Here is a 17,135-nt window from a genome sequence, read left to right on the forward strand (position 1 = left end):
CGACGCGCCGTTCCGTATTTGTCCGTTCTCCGTTCGAATCGACCGAATCCCTCGAGGATCGCCGTCGCTCGAGCGAACCGTCTTCGACGGACAAAAAAGGATGCGAGTTCGAGTTCAGTTGTCCGACTCGAGCGCGGCGTCCTCTTCGGGCGCGGCCTCGAGTTCCGATTCGGCCGGGACGCCCTCGTTGGCTTTCTCCTGCATCTGTGAGAAGAACTTCTCGACCAAACGGTTGGTGACGCTCTTGAGCGCGCGGCCGCCGAGGCTGGCGATCGTCCCTGAGACGTCGGCGGACGCGGACCAGACGACCGTCGTTCCGCCGTCGTTTTCCCGGAGTTCCATCTCCGCGACCGTCTCGAACTCGTTTCGCGGCGCGTGACCGGTCGCCTTCATCTCAAGCACGTCGGGACGGTCAGTGCGGGTGACCACGACGTCGACGTCAAACTCGGGCTTGACGCTCCCGACGCCGACGGCCATGACCGCCTCGATTTCGTGGGGGGAGACGAGGTTCATCTCCTTGCATCCGGGCGCGCACTCGGCGAGGATATCGGTGTCCGTGAAGTGCGGCCATAGTTCTTCTTTCGACTGTCCCATCTCGTTTTCGCCGGTGAATTCTAACATTGTGTCTCCGTTGCTACCGCGCGTTCGTACGACGTTTCGAGCGAGCGCTTGGCGTACTCGCCGGCCACTTCCTCCTTGTAGTCTCGATCGGCGTGCATCTCCGACTCGGGCGTGACCGCCCCGGAGACGGTCTCGACGACTGCCTCCAGTCCCTCCACCGAGAGGGGAGTCCCCTCGACGTGGGCCTCGGCCTCCTCGACGCGAAGCGGGACGTCCGCCGCGTTGGCCAGTGCGATCCGGGCGTCTTCGATGACGGGGTCGTCCGCAGTCGGATCGTCGACCCGGATCGCGGTAGCCGCGCTGACCGTCGGGAAGGTCTGAGCCGCCCGCTTCAGTTCGACGAATGCCATGCCGGTCCGCTCGGGAGGGAACGGGCCCGTCGGTATGGAAACGGACTCGATGAGTTCCTCCTCGCGGAGGTCCGTGAACATGTAGGCGATGAAGTAGTCGTCGACGGGGACGTCCCGACTCCCCTCGGTCGACCGGAGATGGAGCGTTCCCTCGAGCGCGACCAGCGCCGCGGGGTAGTTCCCCGCCGGATCGGCTTCGCCGATGCTCCCGCCCATCGTCCCCTGATTGCGCACCGACGGGCCGGCGATCTGCTCGGCGGCCTCGGGGAGCATGGAGAGGCGCTCGGCGAGTCGGTCCGAGCGCTCGATCGTCCGGTGGCGCGCCATCGCACCGATTCGGACCGCGTCGTCGTCGACGTCGATGAACTCGAGTTCGTCGACGCCGTTGAGGTCGACGAGGTGATCGGGAGTTGCCAGTCGGTTCGCCATCACGATGCCGAGCGACTGGTTCCCCGCGAGGAGTTCGGCCTCCTCGAGTTCGTCGAGGAGCTCGAGCGCTTCCTCGACCGTCCCCGGTCGGTGATGGGTGAACGGTGCCGGCTTCATACTCCCTCGAGGCGAGCGAGCGTCGGGCCAACGGCTGCCCGTCGACGGTCGGAACCGTACCGATACTCGTGGCTGGTATGTGTGATCATTGGGCTGTCACGCGGTATCATACGATTTGATCGACCGGACTAATAAATGTTGTTACGGGTCACCAAGAGATAGCGGACGTTCGGCGTAGCGTCCGACTGGCCTGTTCACGTACGTTTAAGTGAGACGCAACGAAAGGATAGATCCATGCTCGACGGTTACGAGATGTACGACCTGACGCAGCCGTGGTCACAGGACACGCCGGCCTGGCCGACGTACGACAATCCCAAGGTCTGGTACGAGAAGAGCCTGGACACGGAGAAGGTGAACGGACAGAAGATCGAATTCATGAATCACACCGGAACGCACCTCGACGGCGAGAAACACTTCGTCGCGAGCGGGCGGGACATCGAGGAGGTCGGCCTCGACGAACTGGTCGGCGACGCGGTGGTCGCCGACATCTCCAACAAGGTCGGCGACTACGACGTCTACACCAGCGAGATGATCGAGGACGTCTGCGACGTCCGGGAGGGCGACATCCTGTTCATCCACACGGGATACCAGGACCACGCGTGGCACACCGAGGAGGCGGACCCGCACCGGTACTTCTGCAAACACCCCGGTCCGAACGCCGAGTTCGCCGAGTGGTGCAAGGAGATGAACCTGAACTACCTCATCCTCGACTGCGGCAGCGCGGACCACCCGATGAACACGGTCATCCGTGACGTCCGCCCGGAACTCGCCGAGGAAGCCGCCGACCACCTCGGCGTCGACGACCTCGACGAGATCTTCCCGCCCGAGGGGTATCAGATCATGCACACCGAGCTCTTCCCAGAGGGGATCATCCACGTCGAGAACGCTCAGGTCCCCGCGGAACTGCTCAACGAGCGCGTTCAGATCGGAACCTTCCCGTGGCGGTTCCGCGGCGGCGAATCCAGCGTCTCCCGCGTCGTCGCGTTCGAGTAACGGACTCGACAGTTTTTGCTTCGGATTCGAAGTCGTGAGATATGTACCGCGATTCTCCTCGTATCCGAGGGGAAAATTGGGGCCGAAAACGACGTAGCATCGACCGTCCGGTACTAACGGGACAGTCGTTCAGACGATGCTAGCGCTGGAAGTCGATTGGCCGATCGCCTTCTTCTTCGCGGACGACCCGGGTGCTCGCGGGCTCCGTCCGCGCGATTTCGCGTCCCTCCTTGAGGACCAGCGTTCGCGGTGCTCGCGTCCGGAGCGTGTTGAACGGGTCCGGAGCGTCGTAGACGACGAGCGATCCCTCCGCCCCGACGGAGAGCCCGTACTCGTCGACGCCGAAGGCGCTCGCGTTCACCGTTGTGAGCATCTCCCAGATCGGTTCGACGTCACCGCGACCGCTCATATGCGCGTAGTGGAGCAGCACGAACGCGGCGTCGAGCGGATCGCCGCGGCCGTAGTGATACCACGGGTCCATCACGGAGTCGTGACCGAGCCCGACGGTGACCCCGGCCGCCCGCAGTTCGTCGATTCTAGTGTGACCACGGCGGCGGGGGTAGTCGTCGTGTCGCCCCTGCAACACCGAGTTGTCCGGCGGGTTGGTTATCACGTCGACGCCGCTCTCGGCGAGCAGCGAAATTACCTTCGCCGCGTAACTGTTGGGATACGAGTGCATCGCCGTCGCGTGGCTCGCCGTCACGCGGTCGCCGATCCCGCGCTTGCTCGCCTCGCTGGCGAGCACTTCGGTGAATCGCGACCCCGGATCGTCCGTCTCGTCGATGTGGAGGTCAGCGGGTCGATCGTACGCCTCCGCGAGGTCCATCGCGAGTTCGACCGACGCGACGCCGTCCTCGCGAGTGTGTTCGTTGTGCGGAATCGCGCCCACGACGTCCGCCCCCATCTCGAGGGCCTCCCGGAGCAGATCCTCGTGAGTCGGGTCGGTGAAGATCCCGTCCTGCGGAAACGCGACGACCTGTAGGTCGACCAGGTCCGCGACTTCTTCCCGGAGCTCGAGCAGGGCCTCGACGCCGGTCAGCGACATCTCCGTCGTATCGGCGTGGGTCCGGACGCGGGTGACGCCATGGGCCGCGAGCCACTCGACCGTCCGTTCGGCCCGCGATTTCACGTCGTCGGCCTCGAGAGCGTCCTTCCGATCCCCCCAGATCCGGATTCCCTCGGCGAGCGTGCCCGACTCGTTCCACGTCGGGTTGCCGGCGGTGAGCGTCGCGTCCAGATGGATGTGCGGTTCGGTCAGCGTCGGCGTCACGAACCGGCCGGCGGCGTCGTACCGCCGGGACTCCGGGACGGCCGTCGGATCGATCGATCCGGTCGACTCGAGGCGCGAAATACGTCCGTCTTCGATCGCGATGTCGATCGACGATCCGTCGACGGCGGTGGCGTCGGTGACGATCCACGAGGTCATATGCATGGATTCCAGTCCACGATAATAATAGTACCGAGGGTGCCGTTGTGAACAGGCAGTAGATCGAACAACCGGTGGACGAATAGCCGAAAGTTGGCGGATCTATTCCACTTCTATCAGAAAGATTGATTATTGTGGGATAGAATGTCACGCTATATGGCAACATCTGACGATAGATTCGACTGGTATCGCATTGTGTTCGGCGACGACGACCTATCGGATCCCGACTACCCACTCGATCACGTCCCGAAGGACGAGCGGAAGGGATTGATCAGCCTCTCGGCCGTCCTACTCGGACTCGTCTTCTTCGCGGGGACGATGTGGGCGGGCGCGGAAGTCAGCGCGGCGATGGGCTTTCAGGAGATGCTGACCGCGATGGTCGTGGGCCACATCATTCTCGGGGCGTACGTCGCCCTCCTCTGTGCAATCTCCGCGAACGCGGGGCTCACGACCGTCCTGCTCGCTCGCTACTCGTTCGGCCGGATCGGTGCCAAGTGGGCAGATCTCCTGTTGGGCGGCACGCAGGTCGGCTGGTTCGGCGTAACGATCCCGATGGTTGCTATTCCGACGGCAACGTATCTGGGCCTCGAGAGCGCGACGATGGTCGGCGCGGTAATTCTTATCTGGGGCCTGTTACACATGTCGACCGCGTACTTCGGATACGACGGCATGGAGAAGCTCTCGTACGTCGCAGTACCCTTTCTCGTGATTGTAGGGCTGCTTTCGATCGCTCTCGCAGCCGGCGACGCCGGCGGGATCGACGGCCTCATGTCGCAGACCGGCGGCGGCGAGATGTCGTTCGGTCTCGCGGTAACGATCGTCGTCGGGACGTTCATCAGCGCGGGTACGCAGGCCCCGAACTGGGCGCGGTTCGCGATCAACTCGCGCATCGCCTTTTGGGCCGGGTTGATCGCGTTCCTCGTAGGCAACAGCTTCCTCTTTCTCAGCGGTGCGGTCGGCGGGACCGTCTACGACGTGACTCCTTCGGGCGACCTCTACGAGGTGCTGGTCGCACAGGGGCTCGCGTCCGTCGGCCTGATTGCGCTGATCTTGAACATCTGGACGACCAACGACAATGCGGCCTACGCGTTCAGCGTCGCCGGAGCCGAGGCCTTCGAGTTCGATCGAAAGCGGCCGTTCGTCATCGCTGGGTGTGCGATCGGGATCCTCCTCGCGCTGGCCGGCGCCGACGAACTTCTCCTGCCGTGGCTCGAACTCCTCGGGCAGTACATTCCGCCCCTCGGTGCGGTCATTATCGCCGACTTCCTACTCTGTTGGCGGGGATCGGTTCCCCGCATGGACGGCGTTCAGTTCACAGGCGTCCGGTGGGTTGGCGTATTCGCCTACGCCGCCGGCTGTCTCGTCGCGATCCTGACCGCCGGATCGGTGCTGCCGGGCGTCACGGCACCGGCTCTGATTCCGGGAATGGCCGCTCTCAACGGGATGATCACCGCTGTGGTCGTTCACGTCGTCGGCTACTACGCCCTCGAGGAAACCGGTCTGCTTCCGGCTCACCGGGTTCACGAGGACGCCGACCGAGTCTGACCGCCGCGAAAACGTGGGTTGATTTCGGCGTCGATTTCTCGAGACGACCTATCGAACGACGAGGACGGGCATCGACGACCGCCGCATGACTTTTTCCGCGACGCTCCCGAGGAGGACGCGAGTGACGCCGTCTCGACCGTGGCTGCCGATGACGATCATGTCGTAGTCGTCGTCCTCGGCACGCTTGACGATCAGTCGGTCCGGTCGCCCTCGGCCGCGTTCGGTCTCGATCTCGGTGCCACGGTCCGCCGCGAGCTCGCGGGCCGACTCGAGGATCTCCTCGGATCGTTCGCGTTCGGGCCGCTCGTCGGGAATGTCGCCGGTCATCCCGGAGAGCGTCCCGATGTCGCCGCGTCCGACCTCGAGGACGTGAATGGCCGTGATCGAGGCGTCCGGGAACGTTTCGATCGCGTACTCGAGTGCTTCCACCGATCTGTTCGAACCGTCGACGGGTACCAGGATCCGTTCGGGCATAGCCGATAGTTGGGCGGCAAGCGACGTAGTAGTTCCCCGATCTCCCACGATTCGGGAACGACTGCCGCGAGGGGAGCGCTATTACCGGTCCGTACACACTACCGTAGCCATGAAGGCTCCGGGATTCCGTTCGGCCCCCTGTTCAGTCTCGCGTTCTCGGAGCTGGCCGACGATCCCGGGTGACGCTGTCCGGAATGCTGCTCGTGGGAAACGGTGGCGCGCTGGCGTACCCGTGGCTCGTGGGCTGGCTGTTGGCCGCAACGGAGAGCTACGCTGCGGGGTTCGCGGCGATGGGGTTGACCGTCGCGGCGGTCTGGCTCCTCTGGGCGCTGACGATCGGTCGATAAAACAGGACCCCTTCAGTTCGATTCGTTACCGCGGCTTGACGGGCAGTTCGACGTGCGTCGAGTACTCCGCGTCGTGGTGCACGGCGTTGGTCGCGACCTCGTACTCGCGGTCGCCGTAGAGCGGGCCACCGGTGTTGTAGTTCACATCGAACCGCGGGTAATTCGACGAGGAGATGTCGAGCCGGATGCGGTGGCCCGCATTGAAAACGTTCGCCGTCGGGTACGGTTTCATGTAGAACTCGTATACTTCGCCGGGTTCGAGCAGGTCAGGTTCGTCGCGGTAGCCGCGATATCGCCCGCGACAGATCGAGTCAGCGAGGTTTACCGCGAAGCCGTTCGGATGCTCCTCGCTGGGCGGGTACTCGTCGATCACCTTCGCCGTGAAGTCGGTGTCGGGTGCGTCGGTCGAGCCGTAGACGCGCACGCGGATTGGGCCCACGATCTCGAGATCCTCTTCGAGGGGCTCCGTCCGGTAGACGAGGACGTCGTTGCGCTCCTCGAGCGGGCCGTAGGGCGCCTCGGCACCGAAGGTGTCGGGTCGGGTGCGCTGGTCGAACCCGCCGCGGCCGGTGATGTCCTGCAGGTTGCGCTCGGAGAGGGGGTACTCGATCAGGTTCTCGTCTCTGGGCTCGTAGGTGATGTACGACGAGCAGTTACCGCCGAGGGTCGGCACGGGATCGTGCGGATCGAACTCGTAGCTCGTCGCGGCGTCCTCGACGGTGGGCTCGTTCGTCGACAGTCGGCCGTCGCCGTGGGCGTAGTAGGTCTCGAACTCGGTCTCTGGCAGCGGCCACTCGTCGCCGGAGCGCCACTCGCCGCCGTGGAACAGCCGCTCGTCGCGGGTTTGGGAGCCGTCGCCGGTCCCCATCTGGAAGTACTCCACCGTCGGCTGATCCGCCCAGGTGTCCGCGCCCTTCAGGTAGTGGTCGAAGAAGCGCAGCCGTGTCTCCTGATAGTCGCGCAGCGCCTGTTCGCCGAACTCGAGTTCGCCGGAGTAGGGCTTGTTCCACGATGGGAGGGGATAGGTGTTCCAGCCGTGAGTCCACGGTCCCATCAGCAGGTAGTGGTCGCTGTCTTTGCGCTCGGCGAGCGCCTCGAAGTTGTCGCAGGTCGCCTTCGTATAGGAGTCGTACCACGCGCCCGAGTAGACGGTCGGGACGTCCGCCATCTCGTCGTAGTAGGCCTCGAAGTTGAGCCCGGGTTCCTGCCAGAGTTCGTCGCTCGCGGCCCCTCGCGTCATGATGTCGAACGCCCACCCCTCGTAGTCGGGGATGTGTCGCAACGGCGACTGTCCCGGCTGGACAGGGCCGTTCGCGAGCACATCCCGGACGTCGACGTTGGCGAGCCGTTGCTGGATATCCGAATCCTCGAGTGCCCGCTTCGCGAAGCCGCCGCCGAGGGTGTACGCCCAGCAGAGCCAGCGGAGTTCGAAGGCGCCGTTGTGGCGGAACGTCGCCTCGCGGCCGTTCGCCGCGCCCTGGTTGACAAACATGGCCTCGAGGTGTGGCGGGTCCTGCGTGGCGAGCGCCGTCTGGACCCATGCGCCGTAGGACGTGCCGATCGTGCCGACCTGGCCGTCGCAGTAGGCCCGGTCGGCGAGCCACTCGACGGTGTCGTAGCCGTCTTCGGGCTCGTTGACGAAGATGTAGTACTCGCCCTCGCTGTCGAATCGCCCGCGACAGTCCTGAATAGCGACGACGTAGCCGCGCTTGGCGAACCACTCGCCGTGGCGCTCCATTCGGCCGCGCTTCCCGTAGGGGGTCCGGTCGAGGAGCGCGGGCTTCGGATCGTCGATCGGCTCCCCCGTCTCGGGGTCGGTCGGCCGATAAATGTCCGTCGCGAGTTCGGTACCGTCTCGCATCTCGACCATCACGTCTAACTCAGCGGTGACTGCGTAGTCCGGATCAGCTGCCATCACGTTTATTGATTCGGTCGGAGTGTAATAGTTTATTCCCCGGTTACGCTTCGATCGCCGCCGAAACAGGGTCTCTCGATACGGCGGTTCGACTGAACCTCTCGCGGGCGCGAACCGTCGGAATTTCAGATCCGATATTTTCCACGAGTCTCCAGACCGATTATCTTGTCTGGCAATGAGAGTCGACGAACGCTACGGAATCGTTCATCGAACAGCCCTACTAATTGATGACCAAGCGGACATTGTTCGCAGCGATATCTTTATGTGTATTCGCTCTGCCAATCATGCTATACCTGTACAAGTGTAAACGCTCGACACACGCACTACGGTACAGGTGGTGATATCAATGACGGATCACAGCGACACATCGGATGAGATCACTACGGACGGGGGGGAAATCTCCCGGGATGAGGCATCGTTCGTCGAATACGGCATCGAAGACAAACCGCCGCTGGGCACGTCGATACTGCTCGGGTTACAGCACTATCTGACGATGATCGGCGCGACGGTCGCGATTCCGTTGGTCCTCGCGGGTGCGATGGAGATGCCCGCAGCAGAGACGGCTCGACTCGTCGGCACGTTCTTCGTCGTCTCGGGGATCGCGACCCTGTTACAGACGACGGCCGGGAACCGGTATCCGATCGTTCAGGGCGGGACGTTCGCCCTGCTCGCACCGGCGCTTGCGATCATCGCGGCGATGGGCACCGGGTGGGAAGCAACGATCCTCGAGTTACAAGGCGCGGTCATCGCGGCTGCCTTGGTGCAGGTTCTGCTCGGCTACGTCGGTGCCCTGGGCAAACTCAAGTACTACCTCTCGCCGGTCGTCATCGCGCCAGTGATCGTGCTGATCGGTCTCTCGCTGGTCGGCACCGCAGACGTCACGAGAGCAGATCAGAACTGGTGGCTGCTCGGGTTCACCCTGTTCCTGATCGTACTGTTCTCGCAGTACCTCGACCAATACAGTCGCTACGCGAAACTGTTCCCCGTTCTGCTGGGGGTGGTCGCCGCTTGGATCACTGCTACAGTCCTCTCGGTGACCGGCATCTACGGTCCAAATACGCTCGGTTACGTCGATACCGGAGCGATCGCCGACGCGTCCGCGATACAGATAATCACGCCGCTGCAGTGGGGGATGCCGCAGTTTACCGCCGCCTTCGCGATCGGGATGTTCGCCGGCGTCATGGCGTCCATGATCGAAAGCATGGGTGACTACTACGCCGTCGCCCGGATCGCCGGCGTCGGTGCGCCGAGCGAAAAACGGATCAACCACGGTATCGGAATGGAGGGAATCGGGAACGTCATCGCGGGGATCATGGGGACGGGCAACGGCTCAACTTCCTATGGTGAAAACATCGGCGCGATCGGTATCACCGGTGTTGCCTCCCGATACGTCGTCCAGATCGGCGCGATCGTCATGCTGATCGTCGGATTCGTCGGCTACTTCGGCGCCCTGATCACGACGATTCCGGGCCCTATCGTCGGTGCGTTGTACATTGCGATGTTCGGACAGATCGCCGCGGTCGGCCTATCGAACCTCAAGTACGTCGACCTCGACGCGTCGCGTAACGTCTTCATCATCGGGATCGCGCTCTTCCTCGGACTCGCCATTCCGGAGTACATGGCGAACGTTGGGAGCGCCGCCGCGTTTCAGGATATTACCTCGGGTGCGACGCTGATCGGACCGGTCCTCGGGCAACAGATCGTCTCCGACACGATCTACGTGTTCGGATCGACCACGATGGCCGTCGGCGGCACCATCGCCTTCGTGCTCGACAACACGATTCGCGGAACCCGCAAAGAACGCGGTCTCGAGCACTGGGAACAGCTCGCCGAGGACGACGAGGAGTTCGTCACGTTCTTCGAGCGGATCGGGTCGTCCGAAAAACCGAAACCGGTCGACAAGGCCGACTAGTCGGCCGATCCACCGCGGATTTTACGCTTGACCGGGGAAAGTTTGAATACGAGCGCTCGTCGAGTGACGGTAATGCCGAGCCGAACTGGCCTCGATCTCGAGACCGGAGAGCGACTCAACTTCCGAGGCGGGCTTCGATCCGGCGACGAGATCGCGGTGACCGACCGCCGCGTCCTCGTCCGCCGCGACGACGAGACGACGAGCGTCCCCTACACCAACGTCAGCGAGATCAGCAACGAATCGTTCGACTGGTTTCTCGCGATACTGAGCCTCACGTTCGCCGGTTTCGGCGTCTACTCGATCGCCGAGAACGCCTTCGTCGGGATCGGAATCGTCCTGTTCTCTCTCTGGAGCGTCTATCGCACCTACCGCCACCGTGATCGCGTCCGCATCCACACGCACAGTCAGCCCAAACCCGTCGAGGTGTTCCCCGAGGACGTCGAGGCGCTGTACGAAGAACTCGAGGCGGCGATCGAGACGGTCCGAGCCGAACGAGACGAAATGGCCGGCGCGGACGACACTGACAACGGCGGGCGATCAGCAAGAGCGGAGTAGTCAGTCGCCCGATCGCGAGAGTTCGTCACAAGGACTTTCTCTCTCCGCGTCGAACTCCGAGCATATCCGACCACGAAAACCTCCTTCCGCTGGACGACGCGATCGACCGGACGCTCGCCTGTCGCGACGCCGCGCTCGAGGACCAGCCGACGACGACGGCGTCGCTCGAGTAACTGTCCGGCCGAGTACTCGCCGAGGACGTGACCGCCGAGACCGACCGGCCGTCGAACGACCGCGCCACGATGGACGGCTACGCCTTCGCCGCGGCCGACGAGGGGCCACTCGAGATCGTTGAGCAGCGCGTGTTCCCGGAGACGGAACCGCCGACGATCGAGGTCGGGCAGGCGATCGAGATCGCGACGGGCGCGCCGCTGCCCGGGGGTGCGGACACCGTCTGCAAGCGTGAGGACGCGACGGTCGACGACGGTCGGCTTGCGCGTCCCGAACTTGAGGCGGGAGCGCAGGTCGACGTGATCCCGACGACCGTCTTCGAGTGACGATAGGAAGGCTTTTGTCGACTGAACTGATCAGTCGTGGTACTATATGACTACCGGCGATCGAATTCTCGACGGCGTGAGAGTCCTCGATCTAACCACGTTCGTCACCGGCGGCTTCTGCTCGTTGATGCTCGCCAATCAGGGCGCGGACGTGATCAAGGTCGAACGGCCCGGCGTGGGCGATGACAATCGGCACTCGGGGCCGCCGTTTATCGACGGCGAGTCGCCGTACTTCTGGACCGTCAACTACGGCAAGCGGAGCGTCGAACTCGACCTCAAGAGCGAGGCCGGACACGAGGCGCTGTATGACCTCGCGAGCGAGGCCGACGTCTTCATTCAGAACTACCGACCGGGGACGGCCGAGCGGCTCGATGTCGACGAGGAGACGATCCGTTCGCACAACGAGGAGATCGTCTACTGCGCGATCTCCGCGTTCGGTCAGACGGGGCCCTGGCGCGAGCGGCCCGGCTACGACCTGATGGTTCAGGGGATGAGCGGCATCATGAACGTCACCGGCGAACCGGACGGACCGCCGGTGAAAGTCGGCCTCCCGATGACGGACCTCATCACGGCGATGTGGGCGTCGTTCGGCATCTCGAACGCCCTCTACCGCCGGGAATGGACCGGCGAGGGAGAGTACATTGACCTCGGAATGCTCGACGCCGCGCTGCCGTGGCTGACCAAACAGGCCGGGAAGGTGTTCGCGGGCGAGTCTCCCTCGCGGATGGGAACGATGGATCCGGTGCTCGCCCCCTACCAGACGTTCGAGACCGCCGACGGCCACATCAACGTCGCCTGCCTCAACCAGAAGCTCTGGCGGAGCCTGTGCGACGCGATCGATCGGCCCGACCTCGTCGACGACGACCGCTTCGAGACGAATGCGGACCGCGTCGAGCACATGTCCGAACTCGAGGCCGAACTCGAGGCGATGTTCACGGAGCTGACGACCGACGAGTGGATGGCGCTGCTCGTCGAGGAGGCCGGGGTCCCTGCCGGCCCGGTCCACGACGTCGAGGAGGCCCTGTACAACGAGCAAACGGCGGCCCGCGACACCGTGACGACGATGGACCATCCTGACCACGGGGAGATCCCCGTGATCGAACACCCACTGAAGTACGACCGCTCGAGCAGCGGCTTCGAGTCCCCGCCCCCGAAGCTGGGCGAGGACAATCGGGACGTCTTCCGGGAACTGGGCTACAACGGGGACGAACTGGACGCGCTCGCGGAGCGAGGCGCGTTCGGGACGGAGTGATGGGGCGCCGATCGAGATGACCGACGCATTTGTCACCGGTGTCGGAATGACCCAGTTCGAATCCGAGGGTCCCGAGTCCGCCCTCGAGTTGGCCGAGCAGGCGGCGTGGCGGGCTCTCTCCGACGCCGCCGTCGAACCGGCGGACGTGACCTCCGTTCACGTCGGCAACATGGCGGCGGAGGCGTTCGAGGGGCGAACGGGGATCGAAAACGCGCTCTGTGGTGCCCTCGGCGTCGAAGGGGCGATCGTGGATCGGATCGAGAACACCAGCGCAAGCGGCGCGAGCGCCGTCCTCCGCGCCGTCCACGCGCTCGAGGCGGGCGCGTCGTCCTGCGCCCTCGTCGTCGGCGCCGAAACGATGACGTCGGCCGAGACCGACGAGGCGACGGAACTCATCAGTCAGCTCGTCCACGACCGGGAGTACGCGCAGGGCGTGACCCTTCCGTCGTTCGCGGGACTGGCGGCCGACCGCTACCTGCGGACGTACGACGTCGATCGGACGGCGCTCGCGCGGGTTGCGGTCAAGAACCACCGTAACGCCGCGGCGAACCCGTACGCGCAGTTTCAGGAACCGATTACCCTCGAGGAGGCGCGAGCCTCGCCGCCCGTCGCGGACCCCCTCCGACTGTACGACTGCTGTCCGACGAGCGACGGCGCCGCCGCCGTTGTTCTCGAAACGGCCGGTGACGGCGTTCGGATCGCCGGCATCACCGGCGCGACCGGCACGCACGCAGTCGCCGAACGATCGAGTCCGCTCGAGATCGAGAGCGTCGAGCGGGCCGGGCGCGGGGCGCTCGACGCCGCCGGCGTCGCGCGCGACGACGTGGAAGTCGCCTGCGTTCACGACGCCTTCACGATCCTCGAGTTACTTGAACTCGAGGAACTGGGATTCTACGACCGCGGCGAGGCCTGGCAAGCGACGGTAGACGGCAGTACGGCCGTCGACGGCCGGCTGCCGGTCAATCCTGGCCGCGGGCTCAAGGCCCGCGGCCACCCCCTCGGCGCGACCGGCGTCGCGCAGGTGGTCGAACTGACCTGGCAGTTGCGCGGCGACGCCCCCGAAGAGCGACGTGTCGACGATCCGCGGACGGGGCTCGCGCTCAACGTCGCCGGATTCGGAAACAACGCGGTCTGTACCGTTCTGCAGAGATCATGACTCGAGACGTTCCGATCGACCATGCGTTCACCTGTGAATCGTGCGGAGACTGCTGGTATTACACGCGCGGGCGGTGCCCAACGTGTCGGTCCGAGGCGGTCGACACCTACCGGATCCGGCGGGGAGAGGTCGTCTCCGCGACGACCGTCCACGCGACGCTGCCGGGCGTTCGCTCGCCGAGCCGGCTCGGACTGGTCCGGTTCGACTACGGCGTGACGCTCGTCGCCCAGCTCGACGACGACAGTTCGGCCGGAGATACCGTCCGCTTCGGCGCCGTCGCGGTCCTTCGAGACGGCGAGCGAGCCGTCTCCGGTCCGCGGCTCAGCAGCTTCGAGTGACCATTCGTAGTAGGCTATGCGCCCCTCTCTGACCTCTGTACTCGGGTCGACGGTCTCGATCTCGTCGCGGTTCTCGCTGGTGTGGGTGTGAATGCGGACGCCGTCGTAGGCATCGGCGTGCTCGCGGGCCCCGCGCAGACACACCTCACTACGGGAGACGGCGAACCGTGGCGTGACCGCGTACCGGATTCGATCGTCGAACGCCCCGTGGTACCGCTGGATCAGCCGCTCGCTCTCGGCGAGTCCCTCGTCGGCGTCCTTGAGGAGCCCGCCGGTGACCGCTGGTCCACTCCTTGCCGAGCACCCCGCGGATACCGGTCTCGCCAGCCGCCTCGAACGTGCGGTCGGCGTAGTTGACCGAGAGGTGGTCGACGCAGGTCGTCGTCCCGCTCTCGATCATCTCGAGGTAGCCCAGTTTCGCCGCGATTTCCATCTCTTCGAACGACAGCGACGCCTCTAACGGGGGGACGTACTCGAAGAGCTACTCGAGCAACTCTGCGTCGCCGGCGATGACCGTTCCGAAGAGTAGCATACCGCGCGAGCATCAGTCGGCAGTGTCTCATAGTGATTAAGGAGGTTATTTACCGATAGACGTAGTAGAGTTGGTAATGGGTCGGCTCGACGAGATTACGCTTGAGGAACTCTACGAGCTCAAAGAGCAGATAGACGAAGGGAAGCCGCGAGAACGTGTTCTCGCGGCGATCGGGCGCAAGCAGGGCGATCAACTCGATACGTTGGCTGAACGCCATGGAGTCGTCGAGAAAACGATCCGCAACTGGCTCGATCGGTTCGAGGAAAAACCGATCGAGCAAGCCCCCTACGACGCTCCTCGACCAGGAGGTCCAGCAAAGATCGAGGGACAAGACCGTGAGCAGCTATTCGAACAGTTGCAACAGCCGCCAACCGAACTTGGCTACGATCAGCAAGCGTGGTCAGCCAAGCTCCTGCTTCACCACGTCAAAGAGGAGTACGGCGTCGAATACCACGAAAACTACGCGTACGAGTTGCTGAGAGAGGCCGGGCTGTCCTTGCGGACAGCACGGCCTCGACACCACGAGGCTGATCCCGAAGAGAAGGACGAGTTCCAAGAGACAGTCGAAAAAAACAGCTCGAACTGAACGAGAAGACCGTCGTTGTTGTCGATCAATTCACCAAGCACGTTGGAACCGTCCAGCGGCGTGGCTGGTACCCGATCGGTTCGAACCCGACGATAGAGACGGCAACTTCCTGGAAGTCGGTGACAGTGCTGGGCGCTGTCACCGACGACGGTGACAGCTTCTACTGCTGGACAGAAGAGAATTTAACCAGGCCCTACGGGATTCGGCTGTTAGAGACGTTGTCCGACAAGTTCGGTGAGGAATTAGTGGTATTTCTGGACCGAGCGGGCTACTTCTACGCGAGGGATCTCTGGGAGCACGTGAGCGGAGAGCGCGAGACCGAAACTGTCGGAGACAGTTCGGTCTCGTGCGTGCGCGGCGACAATCTCGAAGTGTGGTACTTCCCGTCGAAACTCCCCGAATTGAACGCCGTCGAAGGGTGTTGGGACCAATTGCAGGAATGGTTCAAGTATCGACTCATTCCAGATCTCTCGACGCTGAAAGACTACATTCCACGAGGACTGAGCGTGATCAACGAACCAAACATCTGACCATATCTTACTGGTAAAGATTCATCCTAATCACTATGAGATGGTCGGCCTACTCTGCCTATAACTGGGCGTGTCACAATGCTAGCTATGCGTGTTCTGCCGTTATCTCGCTTTCTCGCCCGGAAAGACCAACGATTGGTGGTTGAACTCGAAATCGCCCGCTCCCGACTCTCGTGGCACTCGACGGCTGAGAGAGCATCCCGGCGATAGCAAACCCGTCGAATCCCGCGTTCACAGTCCGCCACGGGGAGGGTGGGGCGGCTACGCCTCGAGTTCGTCCTCGACCATGGCCTCGATGCGGTCGAAGCCGAGTTCGAGGCGATCACGGCTATTAGCGAAACTGATCCGGAGGTAGCCGCAACCGGCCTCGCCGAAGCCCTCACCGGGGGCCGTGACAACGCCGTAGTCGTCGAGGAGGCGATGGGCGATCTCGACGCTCGTGCCCGCCAGGTCGGCGACGTCGATGAATGCGTAGATTGCGCCCTCCGGCGTGGGGGCTGAGATACCGGGGATCTCGGCGATGCGGTCGACGACGTAGTCCCGGCGATCGGCGAAGGCCGCCGCCATTCGCTCGGCCGGTTCTTGTGGGCCAGTCAGCGCGGCGATAGCGGCGTGCTGGGAGACGCTGGGGGCGCACGACGAGGTGTAGCCGTGGACCTGCGCCGCTGCCTGGACGACGTCCGCCGGGCCGGCGAGCCAGCCGATCCGCCATCCGGTCATCGCGTAGGTCTTCGAGCAGGAGTTGATGGTGATCACGTTCTCGTCGTGGTCCGCGTATGTCGAGATGCCCGTCGAGTGGTCGCCGTAGGTGAGGCGGTCATACACCTCGTCGGCGATCACGTAACAGCCGTGGGCCGCCGCGGCCTCGAGGACCTCGGTTACGGCGTCTCGGGAGAACACCTGGCCCGTCGGGTTGCACGGCGACGAGAGGATGACCGCTACCGTGTTCTCGCCGATCTGTTCGATGACGCGGTTCGGTTCCAGGTCGAAGCCGTCCGACGCTGGAAGCGCCACCTCGACCGGGGTCGCGCCCGCGAGCCGGATCTGCGTCAGGTAGTTCGGCCAGCTGGGAGTCGGGACAACGACCTCGTCGCCGTCCTCGGCAATCGTCTGGAGGGTGAGGTACAGCGCCTCCATGGCGCCAGTCGTGACGGCGACTTCGGTCTCCGGGTTGAACTGTGCGTTGCTGCCAGTCCGGTCAGCGATGGCCTCCCGTAGCTCGGGCATCCCAGCTGAGGAGGTGTAGTGCGTGCCGCCGTCCCGCGCTATCATGAACGCGTCCTTGACGATGTGTTCCGGCGTGTCGAAATCCGGTTCACCGATCTCCAGGTGGACCAGGTCCCGGTCCGGGTACTCGGCTGCTCGCTCGAACATCTCTCGGATCGCGGAGTGTTCGACAGATCTAGCCCGCTCCGTGAGACGGCTCGACGAATCGTCACCTGCAACCATACCCACGAGCCGAGCCCAGGGGTAATAAAATGTTCCACACGAGCCGGCGGTCCGCGAGACGGAACATAGTTGGCGCAGCTCGCCACCGTCTTCGCTGGCACGCAACCGCTC

At 64.0% G+C, this 17,135-nt stretch carries 17 protein-coding genes and 1 pseudogene; 11 read left to right on the forward strand and 7 right to left on the reverse strand.

What is annotated here, in order from left to right; genetic code table 11:
• Positions 1–114 precede the first annotated feature (114 nt).
• Complete coding sequence (locus NJU76_RS25085; protein ID WP_254533132.1) at positions 115–621, reverse strand: SRPBCC family protein; 507 nt, start codon at positions 619–621, stop codon at positions 115–117.
• A complete protein-coding gene (locus tag NJU76_RS25090) occupies positions 615–1,517 on the reverse strand; it encodes an FAD binding domain-containing protein (protein WP_254533133.1) in 903 nt (300 codons plus the stop codon). The genes NJU76_RS25085 and NJU76_RS25090 overlap by 7 nt, the downstream gene beginning before the upstream one ends.
• Before the next feature lie 234 nt (positions 1,518–1,751).
• Between NJU76_RS25090 and NJU76_RS25095 the strand changes: the two genes are divergently transcribed.
• On the forward strand, positions 1,752–2,510 hold the full coding sequence (locus tag NJU76_RS25095; protein ID WP_254533134.1) for a cyclase family protein: 759 nt from the start codon (positions 1,752–1,754) through the stop codon (positions 2,508–2,510).
• A gap of 139 nt (positions 2,511–2,649) precedes the next feature.
• Here NJU76_RS25095 and NJU76_RS25100 read toward each other — a convergent pair whose 3' ends face one another.
• On the reverse strand, positions 2,650–3,936 hold the full coding sequence (locus NJU76_RS25100; RefSeq protein WP_254533135.1) for a cytosine deaminase: 1,287 nt from the start codon (positions 3,934–3,936) through the stop codon (positions 2,650–2,652).
• A gap of 156 nt (positions 3,937–4,092) precedes the next feature.
• On the opposite strand from NJU76_RS25100, the gene codB reads away from it, so the two are divergent.
• Entirely contained in the window at positions 4,093–5,481 is a 1,389-nt protein-coding gene (gene codB, locus NJU76_RS25105; protein WP_254533136.1) for a cytosine permease, read from the forward strand.
• A gap of 48 nt (positions 5,482–5,529) precedes the next feature.
• Here codB and NJU76_RS25110 read toward each other — a convergent pair whose 3' ends face one another.
• Positions 5,530–5,955, reverse strand: coding sequence for a universal stress protein (locus NJU76_RS25110; RefSeq protein ID WP_254533137.1), 426 nt, complete (start codon positions 5,953–5,955; stop codon positions 5,530–5,532).
• A gap of 179 nt (positions 5,956–6,134) precedes the next feature.
• Between NJU76_RS25110 and NJU76_RS25115 the strand changes: the two genes are divergently transcribed.
• Positions 6,135–6,302 carry a hypothetical protein gene (locus tag NJU76_RS25115; RefSeq protein ID WP_254533138.1) on the forward strand — a complete coding sequence of 56 codons (168 nt, stop codon included), beginning with the start codon at positions 6,135–6,137 and terminating at the stop codon, positions 6,300–6,302.
• 25 nt (positions 6,303–6,327) lie between these two features.
• Here NJU76_RS25115 and NJU76_RS25120 read toward each other — a convergent pair whose 3' ends face one another.
• The gene (locus tag NJU76_RS25120) at positions 6,328–8,217 is read right to left on the reverse strand and encodes a CocE/NonD family hydrolase (RefSeq protein WP_254533139.1); all 1,890 of its coding nucleotides are present in this window, start codon (positions 8,215–8,217) and stop codon (positions 6,328–6,330) included.
• A gap of 346 nt (positions 8,218–8,563) precedes the next feature.
• Between NJU76_RS25120 and NJU76_RS25125 the strand changes: the two genes are divergently transcribed.
• From NJU76_RS25125 to NJU76_RS25150, 6 genes are all read left to right on the forward strand, one after another.
• Positions 8,564–10,129 (forward strand): uracil-xanthine permease family protein, encoded by a 1,566-nt coding sequence (locus NJU76_RS25125; RefSeq protein WP_254533140.1) that lies wholly within the window; start codon positions 8,564–8,566, stop codon positions 10,127–10,129.
• Between the two features lie 72 nt (positions 10,130–10,201).
• A complete protein-coding gene (locus NJU76_RS25130; RefSeq protein WP_254533141.1) occupies positions 10,202–10,684 on the forward strand; it encodes a hypothetical protein in 483 nt (160 codons plus the stop codon).
• A 173-nt stretch (positions 10,685–10,857) separates the two neighbouring features.
• Positions 10,858–11,181 (forward strand): MoeA family protein, encoded by a 324-nt coding sequence (locus tag NJU76_RS25135; RefSeq protein ID WP_256567137.1) that lies wholly within the window; start codon positions 10,858–10,860, stop codon positions 11,179–11,181.
• 46 nt (positions 11,182–11,227) lie between these two features.
• Entirely contained in the window at positions 11,228–12,433 is a 1,206-nt protein-coding gene (locus NJU76_RS25140; protein ID WP_254533143.1) for a CaiB/BaiF CoA transferase family protein, read from the forward strand.
• 16 nt (positions 12,434–12,449) lie between these two features.
• Positions 12,450–13,589 (forward strand): thiolase family protein, encoded by a 1,140-nt coding sequence (locus NJU76_RS25145; protein WP_254533144.1) that lies wholly within the window; start codon positions 12,450–12,452, stop codon positions 13,587–13,589.
• The gene (locus tag NJU76_RS25150; protein WP_254533145.1) at positions 13,586–13,927 is read left to right on the forward strand and encodes a Zn-ribbon domain-containing OB-fold protein; all 342 of its coding nucleotides are present in this window, start codon (positions 13,586–13,588) and stop codon (positions 13,925–13,927) included. Before NJU76_RS25145 ends, NJU76_RS25150 begins: the two co-directional genes overlap by 4 nt.
• Before the next feature lie 27 nt (positions 13,928–13,954).
• On the opposite strand, the pseudogene NJU76_RS25155 reads toward NJU76_RS25150, so the two are convergent.
• Positions 13,955–14,447: pseudogene (locus NJU76_RS25155) on the reverse strand (amidohydrolase family protein); the annotation flags it as partial.
• A gap of 88 nt (positions 14,448–14,535) precedes the next feature.
• Between NJU76_RS25155 and NJU76_RS25160 the strand changes: the two are divergent.
• Both NJU76_RS25160 and NJU76_RS25165 read left to right on the forward strand, forming a co-directional pair.
• Positions 14,536–15,045 carry an IS630 family transposase gene (locus NJU76_RS25160; RefSeq protein WP_254533146.1) on the forward strand — a complete coding sequence of 170 codons (510 nt, stop codon included), beginning with the start codon at positions 14,536–14,538 and terminating at the stop codon, positions 15,043–15,045.
• Entirely contained in the window at positions 15,042–15,575 is a 534-nt protein-coding gene (locus NJU76_RS25165; RefSeq protein WP_254533944.1) for a transposase, read from the forward strand. Before NJU76_RS25160 ends, NJU76_RS25165 begins: the two co-directional genes overlap by 4 nt.
• A 261-nt stretch (positions 15,576–15,836) precedes the next feature.
• Here the strand turns inward: NJU76_RS25165 and NJU76_RS25170 are convergent, their stop codons facing one another.
• Positions 15,837–17,024, reverse strand: coding sequence for a pyridoxal phosphate-dependent aminotransferase (locus NJU76_RS25170; RefSeq protein WP_254533147.1), 1,188 nt, complete (start codon positions 17,022–17,024; stop codon positions 15,837–15,839).
• Between the last annotated feature and the right edge of the window lie 111 nt (positions 17,025–17,135).

The sequence above is a fragment of the Natrinema gelatinilyticum genome (assembly GCF_024266705.1).
GTDB lineage: Archaea > Halobacteriota > Halobacteria > Halobacteriales > Natrialbaceae > Natrinema > Natrinema gelatinilyticum.

Excerpts from the sequence above, each read along its gene's own strand:
- NJU76_RS25130 (WP_254533141.1), top strand. The coding sequence starts at position 10,202 with ATGCCGAGCCGAACTGGCCTCGATCTCGAGACCGGAGAGCGACTCAAC.
- NJU76_RS25170 (WP_254533147.1), bottom strand. The coding sequence starts at position 17,024 with ATGGTTGCAGGTGACGATTCGTCGAGCCGTCTCACGGAGCGGGCTAGA.
- NJU76_RS25160 (WP_254533146.1), top strand. The coding sequence starts at position 14,536 with ATGGGTCGGCTCGACGAGATTACGCTTGAGGAACTCTACGAGCTCAAA.
- NJU76_RS25120 (WP_254533139.1), bottom strand. The coding sequence starts at position 8,217 with ATGGCAGCTGATCCGGACTACGCAGTCACCGCTGAGTTAGACGTGATG.
- NJU76_RS25095 (WP_254533134.1), top strand. The coding sequence starts at position 1,752 with ATGCTCGACGGTTACGAGATGTACGACCTGACGCAGCCGTGGTCACAG.
- codB (WP_254533136.1), top strand. The coding sequence starts at position 4,093 with ATGGCAACATCTGACGATAGATTCGACTGGTATCGCATTGTGTTCGGC.
- NJU76_RS25100 (WP_254533135.1), bottom strand. The coding sequence starts at position 3,936 with ATGACCTCGTGGATCGTCACCGACGCCACCGCCGTCGACGGATCGTCG.
- NJU76_RS25145 (WP_254533144.1), top strand. The coding sequence starts at position 12,450 with ATGACCGACGCATTTGTCACCGGTGTCGGAATGACCCAGTTCGAATCC.
- NJU76_RS25110 (WP_254533137.1), bottom strand. The coding sequence starts at position 5,955 with ATGCCCGAACGGATCCTGGTACCCGTCGACGGTTCGAACAGATCGGTG.
- NJU76_RS25140 (WP_254533143.1), top strand. The coding sequence starts at position 11,228 with ATGACTACCGGCGATCGAATTCTCGACGGCGTGAGAGTCCTCGATCTA.
- NJU76_RS25125 (WP_254533140.1), top strand. The coding sequence starts at position 8,564 with ATGACGGATCACAGCGACACATCGGATGAGATCACTACGGACGGGGGG.
- NJU76_RS25090 (WP_254533133.1), bottom strand. The coding sequence starts at position 1,517 with ATGAAGCCGGCACCGTTCACCCATCACCGACCGGGGACGGTCGAGGAA.
- NJU76_RS25150 (WP_254533145.1), top strand. The coding sequence starts at position 13,586 with ATGACTCGAGACGTTCCGATCGACCATGCGTTCACCTGTGAATCGTGC.
- NJU76_RS25085 (WP_254533132.1), bottom strand. The coding sequence starts at position 621 with ATGTTAGAATTCACCGGCGAAAACGAGATGGGACAGTCGAAAGAAGAA.